The 9447-nt window shown below is 68.1% G+C and carries 13 protein-coding genes; 7 read left to right on the top strand and 6 right to left on the bottom strand.

The window, feature by feature from the left end; genetic code table 11:
* Window positions 1-77 precede the first annotated feature (77 nt).
* A complete protein-coding gene (locus AC5I49_RS20565) occupies window positions 78-971 on the top strand; it encodes a LysR family transcriptional regulator (protein ID WP_212645185.1) in 894 nt (297 codons plus the stop codon).
* A gap of 111 nt (window positions 972-1082) precedes the next feature.
* Window positions 1083-1553 (top strand): FKBP-type peptidyl-prolyl cis-trans isomerase, encoded by a 471-nt coding sequence (locus tag AC5I49_RS20560; protein WP_034399899.1) that lies wholly within the window; start codon window positions 1083-1085, stop codon window positions 1551-1553.
* 85 nt (window positions 1554-1638) lie between these two features.
* Here AC5I49_RS20560 and AC5I49_RS20555 read toward each other — a convergent pair whose 3' ends face one another.
* The gene (locus tag AC5I49_RS20555) at window positions 1639-2484 is read right to left on the bottom strand and encodes a class III extradiol dioxygenase family protein (protein WP_016449853.1); all 846 of its coding nucleotides are present in this window, start codon (window positions 2482-2484) and stop codon (window positions 1639-1641) included.
* Window positions 2485-2531: 47 nt separating this feature from the next.
* Window positions 2532-2873 (bottom strand): protocatechuate 4,5-dioxygenase subunit alpha, encoded by a 342-nt coding sequence (locus AC5I49_RS20550; RefSeq protein ID WP_016449852.1) that lies wholly within the window; start codon window positions 2871-2873, stop codon window positions 2532-2534.
* Between the two features lie 76 nt (window positions 2874-2949).
* Between AC5I49_RS20550 and AC5I49_RS20545 the strand changes: the two genes are divergently transcribed.
* The gene (locus AC5I49_RS20545) at window positions 2950-3969 is read left to right on the top strand and encodes a LysR family transcriptional regulator (protein ID WP_495789812.1); all 1020 of its coding nucleotides are present in this window, start codon (window positions 2950-2952) and stop codon (window positions 3967-3969) included.
* On the opposite strand, the gene AC5I49_RS20540 is transcribed toward AC5I49_RS20545, so the two are convergent.
* On the bottom strand, window positions 3871-4752 hold the full coding sequence (locus AC5I49_RS20540) for a gamma-glutamyl-gamma-aminobutyrate hydrolase family protein (RefSeq protein WP_012202849.1): 882 nt from the start codon (window positions 4750-4752) through the stop codon (window positions 3871-3873). The two genes, AC5I49_RS20545 and AC5I49_RS20540, sit on opposite strands and share 99 nt — an antisense overlap.
* 371 nt (window positions 4753-5123) lie before the next feature.
* Between AC5I49_RS20540 and AC5I49_RS20535 the strand changes: the two genes are divergently transcribed.
* Window positions 5124-5504: an HPF/RaiA family ribosome-associated protein gene (locus AC5I49_RS20535; protein WP_016449850.1), complete on the top strand. Its 381-nt coding sequence runs from the start codon at window positions 5124-5126 to the stop codon at window positions 5502-5504.
* Between the two features lie 97 nt (window positions 5505-5601).
* Here AC5I49_RS20535 and AC5I49_RS20530 read toward each other — a convergent pair whose 3' ends face one another.
* A complete protein-coding gene (locus AC5I49_RS20530; protein WP_209799305.1) occupies window positions 5602-6540 on the bottom strand; it encodes a pirin family protein in 939 nt (312 codons plus the stop codon).
* Between the two features lie 191 nt (window positions 6541-6731).
* Between AC5I49_RS20530 and AC5I49_RS20525 the strand changes: the two genes are divergently transcribed.
* Window positions 6732-7028, top strand: a complete 297-nt coding sequence (locus AC5I49_RS20525) for a hypothetical protein (protein ID WP_016449848.1) — start codon at window positions 6732-6734, stop codon at window positions 7026-7028.
* Between the two features lie 81 nt (window positions 7029-7109).
* Here the strand turns inward: AC5I49_RS20525 and AC5I49_RS20520 are convergent, their stop codons facing one another.
* Window positions 7110-7520 carry an OsmC family protein gene (locus AC5I49_RS20520; protein WP_244387624.1) on the bottom strand — a complete coding sequence of 137 codons (411 nt, stop codon included), beginning with the start codon at window positions 7518-7520 and terminating at the stop codon, window positions 7110-7112.
* Window positions 7521-7577: 57 nt separating this feature from the next.
* Entirely contained in the window at window positions 7578-8474 is an 897-nt protein-coding gene (locus tag AC5I49_RS20515) for an MBL fold metallo-hydrolase (protein WP_017404645.1), read from the bottom strand.
* Window positions 8475-8555: 81 nt separating this feature from the next.
* Here AC5I49_RS20515 and AC5I49_RS20510 point away from each other — a divergent pair, with 81 nt between their 5' ends.
* Both AC5I49_RS20510 and AC5I49_RS20505 read left to right on the top strand, forming a co-directional pair.
* Window positions 8556-8873, top strand: a complete 318-nt coding sequence (locus tag AC5I49_RS20510) for an ArsR/SmtB family transcription factor (protein ID WP_017404646.1) — start codon at window positions 8556-8558, stop codon at window positions 8871-8873.
* 25 nt (window positions 8874-8898) lie between these two features.
* Window positions 8899-9429 carry a rhodanese family protein gene (locus AC5I49_RS20505; RefSeq protein ID WP_017404647.1) on the top strand — a complete coding sequence of 177 codons (531 nt, stop codon included), beginning with the start codon at window positions 8899-8901 and terminating at the stop codon, window positions 9427-9429.
* Window positions 9430-9447 lie beyond the last annotated feature (18 nt).

Genomic DNA, 9447 nt, shown 5'->3' with positions numbered 1-9447 from the left:
TTGTCACGCAGTGTGGTGCAGCGCAGCCTGGGAAAACAGCAGTTGCATCTGCGTTGTGATTCAAGAAAATGTGTGAAATGGACGTGAGATACATACACAATTTCTTGAGAGTAGTGGACACCGGCTCCATGTCCGAAGCCGCTCGCCAGCTGGATCTGAGCCCCTCGGCCATTGCCCAGCAAATGCGCGTGCTGGAGGGCGAGCTGGGCGCGCCGCTGCTGGTGCGCCATGGCCGCAGCGTGCGCGCCACCGAGGCGGGCGAGCGGCTGTTCGAGCGCGGCCGCCAGCTGCTGCAGGACTTCGAGGGCCTGCGCGAATGGGTGGCCTCGGACGCGGACGGCGGCGAGCTGCGGCTGGGCACCGTGAACACGGCGCTGCACGGCTTTGTGCCCGCCGTGATGCGGGCCTTCGTGGCGCGCCACGCCGAGGTGCGCATCAGCGTGCGCGCCGGCCTCACGCCCGAGCTGTACACGGCCCTGGTCCAGTCCGAGCTGGACGTGCTGATCTGCCTGCAACCCTCGTTCGACCTGCCCAAGACCGTGTGCTGGGCCGAGCTGCGCCAGGAGCCATTGGTCGTGCTGTGCCGCGCTCGCGACGCGCAGCAGGACCCGCTGGCCCTGCTGCGCACCCGGCCCCTGGTGCGCTACGACCGCTCCCTGGCCGGTGGCCGGCTGGCCGACCGCTATCTGCGCTCCCAGGGCATTGCGCCGCTGGAGCGCATGGAGCTGAACTCGGTGCTGGCGGTGGCCATGATGGTGGACCAGGGGCTGGGCGTGGGCCTGGTGCCCGACATCGGCCCCGTGCTCTCCCAGGGCCGCGACGTGCGGGTGCTGGCGCTGCCCGATCAGGCCGGCGGCGAGGGCCCCCGGCCTGCCGATGCGCGCAAGGTCGGCCTGCTGTGGCTGAACACCTCGGCCCGCGCGCGCTGGGCGCGCAGCCTGCTCGAATGCGCGCGCGAGTGCCTGGGCTGAGGCTGGGCAGCCGGTGAACCCCCGGTCCCGACGCTGGAATGCCCCAGGTCGCCGACAATGGCGGCTTTGCGCGGCGCGCCTTTTGCGCTGCGGTTTTCCAAGGCCTTTGCCATGAACATCACCAAAGACACCGCCGTCACCATCAACTACAAGATCACCGACAAGCTGGGCAAGCTGCTCGACAAGGGCGATGTGGCCTATCTGCATGGCGGCTACGACAACATCTTCGCCAAGGTGGAAGCCGCCCTGGACGGCAAGGCCGTGGGCGACACGCTGACCGTGGACCTGGCCGTGGAAGACGCCTTCGGCGCGCGCGACGAGAGCCTGACCCGCACCATCCCCAAGGGCGAGTTCCCGCCCGGCGTGAAGGTGGGCGGCCAGCTGCGCGGCACGGATGACCAGGGCCAGCCTCAGATCTACCACGTGGTCAAGATCAAGGGCCCCGTGGTGCTGCTCGACGGCAACCACCCGCTGGCCGGCATGGCGCTGCACTTTGCCTGCAAGGTCACCGAAGTGCGCGCGGCCAAGCCCGAGGAAATCGAGCACCGCCACGTGCACGGCGGCCACGGCCACCACCATTGAGAGGCAGGGCCGGGTACACCCGGTCCGCACGGCTACGCAGAGCACAAAGGCCGCCTGGCATGCCCGGCGGCCTTTGTGTTTCCGACTAGACCGCCTCCAGCGCCAGCAGCGCCGTGGCGGTGTTGGAGATCGGTATGTGGTAGTTGCCGTGCACGCGGCGCACGCCGGGCGCAGCCGCGGACAGGGCGCCGCGCATGGCCAGCCACATCAGCAGTTCCACGCCCTGGGTGCCGGTCTTTTCCACGAGTTCATGCACGCTGAACTGCGTGGCCCATTCGGGATTGGTGGCCATGCTTTCAAGGAACTGCAGGTCGAAGGCCTTGTTGATGAAGCCCGCGCGCTCGCCATCGAGCTGGTGCGACAGGCCCCCTGAGGCAATGACGGCCACGCGCTGGTCGCTGTTCCAGCGCGCAATCGCCCGGCCCACGGCCTGGCCCAGCGCATAGCAGCGGCGCGCCGAGGGCAGCGGGAACTGCACGGTATTGATGCACACCGGCACGACGGCCACCGGGCAGTCGCCCTCGGGCCAGAACAGCTTGAGCGGCAGCGTGCAGGCATGGTCCACCAGCATCTCCTGGCAGCTGACCACATCGAAGTCCTCGCCCACCAGGGACTCGATCAGGTGCCATGACAGCTCCGCGTGGCCGCGCAGCGGTGCCAGCGTGGGAATGCCCCAGCCTTCGTCGGCGTTGCAGTAGCGCTCGGCCGCGCCCACGGCGAAGGTGGGCATCTTGTCGAGGAAGAAGTTCAGGCCGTGGTCGTTGTAGAACACCACCACCACGTCGGGGCGCTGGGCGGCCAGCCATTCGCGGATGGGCGGGAAGCCGTCGAAGAAGGGCTTCCAGTACGGCTCGTTCTGCAGGCCCTTGTGGATGGCGTTGCCGATGGCGGGAATGTGCGAGGTGCCGAGGCCGCCGATGAGATGTGCCATGGTGGGTGTCTCCTGTACTGTGTCTTGCGTGTGGTCTGCGGCGGGGCTCAGGCGTGCGAGCGCAGCAAGGCCTGGAACTCGGCCTTGGTCATGCCGGTCTGCTGGGCGCCTATGTCCTGCATGTCCAGGTGGAAGATGCCGGCCAGCTTGGCCAGGTAGTAGGCGTTGCCGCCGGCCGCGATCATCTGCAGCACGTTGCGCGCGCGCACGGCCTCGGCCTGCTCCTGGTTCAGCCCGTAGCTGCGCATATAGGCCTCTTCGTCGGCCAGGAAGGCCTGGCGGTTGGCCAGCTCGTTGAAGGAAAAGCACATGCTGTTGAGCGCATAGCCCTTGCGGGCCTGCCTGCCGTCGAACAGGGTGGTGCCGGGAATCTGCGGCTGATCGGCCATGTTTTGTCTCCGGTATTTGCGTTGGATCAGCGGCAGTGTCCGGCCCGCGTTGCCAAAGATAAAGCGGCGGCCAATCATGGAATGCATGAGACAAATCGATGGATCGCAGCTCGATGGCAGGCTGCTGCAACTGCTGCTGGCCGTGCTGGAGACCGGCAGCGTCACGGCGGCGGCGCAGCGCCTGGGCGTGACGCAATCGGCCGTCAGCCATCTGCTGGACAAGCTGCGCGCCATCACGGGCGACCGATTGTTCGTGCGGCAGGGGCGGGGCATTGCGCCCACGGCCCATGCACTGGCGCTGCAGGGCCCTGCGCGCGAGCTGCTGCGGCAGATGCAGCAGTTCGGCCAGGGGCCCAGCTTTGACCCCGCGCACTGGCGTGCCGAGATCACCATTGCCGCCAACGACCTGCAGCGCGAGCTGCTGCTGCCCGCACTGGCCCGGCGCCTGCGCTCAGCCGCGCCCCGGACGGTGCTGCGCGTGATCGACAGCGGCGCGCCCGATGCCGAACTGCTGCGCTCGGACGCCTGCCTGCTGGCCATCAGCCCGCGCCCGCCCGATGCCACGGACATCGTGCAAAAGCGCCTGTTCAGCGATGAGTACGCCGTCTTCTATGACAGCGCCGTGCGACAGCCGCCGGCCAGCCTGGCCGACTATCTGCAGGCCGACCACGCCACCGTGGCCTATGCCGACCGCCAGGCGCTGGACCTGGACCTGCAACTGCAGGCGCGCGGGCTGGAGCGCCGCTTTGCCGTGCGCGTGCCGGGCTTTGCGGCGCTGGCCGCCTTTGTGCGCGGCACGCCGCTGCTGGCGACGGCGCCATCGCTGCTGGGCCGCACGGCCCTGTCATCGCTGGCCAGCGTTGCGGTGCCCATGGACTGCCCGCCGCTGCCCATGTTCATGATCTGGCACGCGCGCCACCAGGCCGATCCCGCCCATGCGTGGCTGCGCGGGCAGTTGCAGCAAGTGGTGGCGCAGGCGCTTGGCGGCGCCGGGCCGTCAATGCCTGCGAAGCAAGGCGCGGCGCAGCAGGCGCGCTGCGCGGTTGCGGATCTGGAAGGGGCTGTGGCTCACGGCCGGGCTCACGCGGGCGCGTGAGCAGGCGGCCAGGAAGTCGCGCAGCAGCACGCTGTCATCCAGCGTGCTGGTGTCGGGGTTGCGGAACTGGAATTCGGGGTGCCACTGCGTGGCCGCGATATAGCTCTTGAGCGTGCCGGGCTTGCGGAAGATGGCCTCGGGAATGCGGTCGGGCAGGCTCCAGGCTTCGACATCGAACTCTGGCGCCACGTCCTTGATGCCCTGGTGGTGGATGCTGTTGACGCGTGCGCGGTCCAGCGTGGGATACAGCGCCTCCAGCCGGCTGCCGGGCACGATGGCGATGTCGTGGTAGTGGCGGTCGTACTCGGTGGGATTGCGGTGCAGCTGCGAGCCGGGCACCTGGGTCTCGATGTCCTGGTACAGCGTTCCGCCGAAGGCCACGTTGATCAGCTGCAGACCGCGGCAGACGCCGAAGATGGGCTTGCCGGCCTGGGAAAACGCCTCGACCACGGCCAGGTCGTAGAGATCGCGCACGCGGTCGCCCAGCCATTCGGGGCGCATGGGTTCCTCGCCATAGCTGCCGGGCCAGACGTCGGCGCCGCCATGCATGACCACGCCATCCAGCCACTCGGCATAGTGCTCCAGCGTCACATCGCCGCGCGCGGTCTCGCCTGTGGGGCAGGGCACCATCACCACCATGGCGCCGGCCGACATGATCCAGTGCGCTATCGATTGCTCCACGTACTGCAGCGTCTTGCCCGTGAAAAGCGGACGCTGCGGGTCCGCATGGGAGAAACAGGCCGAAAGGCCGATCTTGAGGCGGCGTGAGGCAAGTGGGCTCATGGGGTGGGGGGCAAGGGGAAAGTCCTGATGGTCACGTTGTAAGCCCAATCGTGCCTGCGACCTGTAGGAAGGGGTTGAACGCCCGCGACCGGCGCAGGGCCATCACCGCAAATAGGTGTAGGTGAATGCAAGAGTTGTCTTGAGGCATCTCAAGCTTCTTCAGCGCGCTGAACCCGGCGTCGCCCCTCTGGGTGTAGCCTGTAGGCAGGGTGGGGACTGCGGATGCTGCAGTGCGAAAAACCTGACGACGCAGGGTGCGACTTGCTGTGCAGGCAGCCCGCATGGCGTTACGATGGTTTCGCCAGTTCATCAATGGCCCCGACAACCCCGCCGCGCCGGTGGTGCGGCTTTTGGCGACTAGGAGGATATGCATGCAAGTTCAGGTTCATGCCGACGATTCGATCCAGGGTGGCGAGTCCTTGGCGCAATGGGCGCAGGAAGAAATCAACGCCAAGCTGGCGAGATTGAAGGACTATGTGGTGCGCGTGGAGGTGTTCCTCACGGGTGTCGATGCGCTCAAGACCTCGGGGGCTCCCGGCAAGCGCTGCGTTCTGGAGACCCGGGCCAATGGACGCCCGCCGATCGCCGTGAACGCCGAGGCCGAGAAGGTCAAGGACGCCTTCAACGCCGCCATCGATAAGCTGAAGCGGGCGGTGGAAACCGATCTGGGCAAGCTCAAGGACAAGCATGGCCGCGAGAGCGTGCGCGGCGTGGAAGATGGCACCGAGGTGGATGCGGCCAGCCCGGCCTGACCCTCGAAACTCCCGCAACATCAACGGCAAGGCGCCCCTTTCGGGGCGCCTTTTTGCTGGGGCGGCGATCGCCGCGAAGGCTGCGGTACGGCGCGTTTCAGCGCGAGGCGCGCAGCACCACGCCGTCCAGCGAAGGCGCATGCAGCGGCGCCAGGGGCGAAGCCAGCGGCGGTCCGAAGCGGCGCGCCGCAGTGGCGGGCTGCCGGGTCTCGGCCTCCCACTGCGCGCGGGCCTCGGCGATTTCCTCTCCCGTGCGCGCCACGAAGTTCCACCACAGCAAGATGGCTTCATCCATGGGCTCGCCGCCGATGACCAGCAGGCGGCTGCCGGGCGCCGCTTCGATGGCGACCGAGGGCGTGCCCAGGGGCAGGTAGAGCAATTCCTCCACCGGCAGCGGCTGGCCGTTCACGCGCACGTCGCCTTCCAGGCTGAGCACGGCATGCTCGAAATCGGCGCGCAGCGGCAACGTGGCGACGGCATTGGCGCTGCGTGCGCTGTCCGCATGCAGGTCCACGCTCATCAGGGGCGTGTGCACCTCGGCGGGCGACGTCAGGCCCAGCGCCTCGCCGGCCAGCACCGTGGCCGTCAAGTCCCCCACCGTGGTCCTGGGCAGCTCGGGGTAGTGCTGGAAGCGAGGCGGACCGTTGCGGTGCGATTCGGGCAGCGCAATCCACAGCTGGGCGGCGTGGATGTGCGAGGGCGTCTGGCTTTCCTCGGAATGGGCGATGCCGTGGCCTGCCGTCATCAGATTGACCTGTCCGGGCCGGATGATCTGGGTGTTGCCCAGGCTGTCGCGGTGCAGCACTTCGCCGCGGATCATCCAGGTGAAGGTCTGCAGGCCGATATGGGGATGCGGGCCGACCTGCATGCCGGGCGGCGCGGGATCGGCGGGGCCGGCGTGGTCGAGAAAGCACCAGGCACCGACCTTGCGCAGGGCGCGCTGCGGAATGGCGCGCTGGATGGGAATGCCGCCCACGTCGGCGGTGCGGGTGGGAAGGTGCTGGGGCTGGGAGTTGGGTGGGGACGTGTCGGACATGGGCGGATCGGCCTGGTTCGTGGGGGAGGCCACCAGTGTCGTGCAGCTCGGCGCAGCAGGCAAACCAGGATCGCAGATATTGGGCCTGTTCGCTGACAGCGCATTCTCAGGAACATTGTTTACATTCGAGGAACGGCCCGGCGCCCGTCCTTTTGGCGGGCGCCGGCCTCACTCTTACAGGAGAAAACGCCATGAATACATCCGTACAGACGCACGCCGAAGCCGCTGAAGAGGCGGTCCAGAGCGCCGTGGAAGTCCAGCGATTCCCCGAGAAATTCGAAGCCACGGTCACCGGCAATGTGCAGCACCGGGTAGGCGATGGCCAATTGGAAGACATTCCGCGTGGCACCCGTGTGCAGGTGGCCACGGCCATCGGAAGCTATGTGCTGTCCTGGACCCAGGAGGATCAGCCGATCACCGTGTCGCTGGCCAAGCGGGAGTTCGAACTCTATGTCGATACGGGGGAGATCGAGGTCAGCGAAGCCTGACGCCGGCCATGTCCCCGTCCACTCCGAAGGCCCTGCGGCATACCTGCCGCAGGGCCTTTTGCATGGTGGCCAGTCCTTCGCTCAGGCGGGCAGCTGCAGCGCGGTCTGGATGTGCACTTCGCCGGCCAGCAGCTTGTGCACGGGGCAGGCCTCGGCCACCTGCAGCAGGCGCTGGCGCTGTTCGTCGTCCAGGTCGCCTTGCAGGGTGATCTGGCGTTCGATCAGGTTGCCGCTGGCCGGCGTGCCTTCGGGGTTCAGGCGCAATTGCACATCCACCTGCTCCAGCTTCCACTGCTTGCGCGCCGCATACATCTGCAGCGTGACCGTGGTGCAGGCGCCCAGGGCCGACAGCAGCAGCTGCAGGGGGTTGGGCGCCGTGTCGCCGCCGCCCTTGTCCGCGGGCTCGTCCACATGCCAGCTGTGGCCTTGGGGGTCGCCAAGCGTGACGCGATAGGGGGTGTCCGTGCTGGTGGCATGGGCGCTGTGGATCATGGAAGGTCCTTTGTCCTGGGGGTGTCGCAAGAGGGGTGGGGGAGCCAACGGACGACTCTACGCCTGCTTCGCGTCCGCTGCCTGGGGCCGATGCTTCATGCGCAGCGGAATTTTGAGGTAGTGCACGCCGTTGGCCTCGGCCTCGGGCCAATGGCCTGCGTGCATGTTGACCTGGATGGCGGGCAGCAGCAGGGCGGGCGCCGACAGCGTGGCGTCGCGCCGGTTGCGCATGGCCACGAAGCTGGCCTCGTCCACGCCCGCGTGCACATGCACGTTGCCGGCACGTTGGTCGGCCACGGTGGTTTCCCAGGCGTGGCGGTCGCGGCCCGGCGCCTTGTAGTCATGGCACATGAACAGGCGTGTTGCGGGCGGCAGGGCCAGCAGGCGCTGGATGGAGCGGAACAGCGTGCGCGCATCGCCGCCCGGAAAGTCGGCGCGCGCCGTGCCGTAGTCGGGCATGAACAGCGTATCGCCCACGAAGACCGCATCCTCGATGCGGTAGGACACGCAGGCGGGCGTATGGCCGGGCGTGTGCAGCACCTCGATGCGCAGCCCGCCCAGGGGCAGGCTGTCGCCGTCTGCCAGCAGTCGGTCGAAAGGCGGCTCCCCGGCGGGCGCGGGCAGGTTGAAGACGGGGCGGAAGATGCGCTGCACCTCGCGGATGTGCTCGCCCACGGCGATCGGGGCGCCTGTGCGCTCGCGCAGGTACGGGGCCGCGCTGAGGTGGTCGGCATGCGCATGGGTTTCCAGGATCCAGCGCAGGCGCAGGCCCTGGGCCTGCGCGGCGGCCAGCACGGCATCGGCCGAGCCGGTGTGGGCCTGGCCGCTGGCATGGTCGTAGTCGAGCACGGGGTCGATGGCGGCGGCCTCGCCCGTGTTCGCATCCCAGACCAGGTAGGTCACGGTATGGGTGGCTTCGTCGAAGAATGGCGCGATGCGCAGCGGCGAGGTCATGAAAGCACTCCTTTGTCGATGGCTCCAGTGCAGCCTGCCGGCAAGTATATTAGAATTTGCTAAATTAGATTTTTCTTAATCATGAACCAACCCATCCTCTCCTCCGAACAGGCTTTCCTGCAGCAGGGTGCGGCGCGCGCCGCCGCCCTGCTGCGCGCCGTGGGCAACGAGAGGCGCCTGCTGGTGCTGTGCCTGCTGATCGAGCATGGCGAGCTGTCGGTGGGCGGGCTGCTGGAGCGCATCCCGCTGAGCCAGTCGGCCCTGTCCCAGCATCTGGCGCGCATGCGCGAGGAGGGCCTGGTCGCCTACCGCCGCGAGTCGCAGACCCTGTACTACCGCATCGCCGATCCCGATGCGCAAAAGCTGGTGGCGGCACTCAAGAGCATCTTCTGTCCCTGAAAACCCCCACCCCAGGAGTCGTCCCATGTCCCTTCCCCTCATCTCGGCCCAGGCCGCCCGCCAGTTGCAGGCGCAAGGCGCCTGGCTCATCGACATCCGCGCGCCCGACGAACATGCGCGCGAACGCATGGCAGGCGCCCGCAGCATGCCCATGGAGCGCCTGGGCGCCCAGGCCTGGGGCGATGCGCCGGCCGCCGTGGTCTTTCACTGCCGTTCCGGCAACCGCACGCGGCTCAACGCCCAGGCCCTGGCGGCTGCCTTGCCGCCCGGCTGTGCCGGCCATGTGCTCGACGGCGGCCTGGACGCCTGGAAGGCCGAAGGCCTGCCCGTGCTGCACGACAGCCGCCAGCCGCTGGAGCTGCAGCGCCAGGTGCAACTGGGTGCGGGCGGGCTGGCACTGCTGGGCGCCGTGCTCGGTGCCACGGTTTCACCGTGGTGGCACCTGCTTTCGGCCTTCGTGGGCTGCGGTCTGATCGTGGCTGGTGCCACCGGCTTTTGCGGACTGGCGCGCATGCTGATGAAGGCGCCCTGGAATCGGCGCGCCCTGGGGCAGTGACGGTGTCTGCGCTGAAGT

Source organism: Delftia sp., from assembly GCF_059499305.1.
Note: the sequence above shows the minus strand (reverse complement) of the source record. Positions and strands in the feature narration are given on the sequence as shown.

Excerpts from the sequence above, each read along its gene's own strand:
- AC5I49_RS20565 (WP_212645185.1), top strand. The coding sequence starts at position 78 with ATGGACGTGAGATACATACACAATTTCTTGAGAGTAGTGGACACCGGC.
- AC5I49_RS20560 (WP_034399899.1), top strand. The coding sequence starts at position 1,083 with ATGAACATCACCAAAGACACCGCCGTCACCATCAACTACAAGATCACC.
- AC5I49_RS20555 (WP_016449853.1), bottom strand. The coding sequence starts at position 2,484 with ATGGCACATCTCATCGGCGGCCTCGGCACCTCGCACATTCCCGCCATC.
- AC5I49_RS20550 (WP_016449852.1), bottom strand. The coding sequence starts at position 2,873 with ATGGCCGATCAGCCGCAGATTCCCGGCACCACCCTGTTCGACGGCAGG.
- AC5I49_RS20545 (WP_495789812.1), top strand. The coding sequence starts at position 2,950 with ATGGAATGCATGAGACAAATCGATGGATCGCAGCTCGATGGCAGGCTG.
- AC5I49_RS20540 (WP_012202849.1), bottom strand. The coding sequence starts at position 4,752 with ATGAGCCCACTTGCCTCACGCCGCCTCAAGATCGGCCTTTCGGCCTGT.
- AC5I49_RS20535 (WP_016449850.1), top strand. The coding sequence starts at position 5,124 with ATGCAAGTTCAGGTTCATGCCGACGATTCGATCCAGGGTGGCGAGTCC.
- AC5I49_RS20530 (WP_209799305.1), bottom strand. The coding sequence starts at position 6,540 with ATGTCCGACACGTCCCCACCCAACTCCCAGCCCCAGCACCTTCCCACC.
- AC5I49_RS20525 (WP_016449848.1), top strand. The coding sequence starts at position 6,732 with ATGAATACATCCGTACAGACGCACGCCGAAGCCGCTGAAGAGGCGGTC.
- AC5I49_RS20520 (WP_244387624.1), bottom strand. The coding sequence starts at position 7,520 with ATGATCCACAGCGCCCATGCCACCAGCACGGACACCCCCTATCGCGTC.
- AC5I49_RS20515 (WP_017404645.1), bottom strand. The coding sequence starts at position 8,474 with ATGACCTCGCCGCTGCGCATCGCGCCATTCTTCGACGAAGCCACCCAT.
- AC5I49_RS20510 (WP_017404646.1), top strand. The coding sequence starts at position 8,556 with ATGAACCAACCCATCCTCTCCTCCGAACAGGCTTTCCTGCAGCAGGGT.
- AC5I49_RS20505 (WP_017404647.1), top strand. The coding sequence starts at position 8,899 with ATGTCCCTTCCCCTCATCTCGGCCCAGGCCGCCCGCCAGTTGCAGGCG.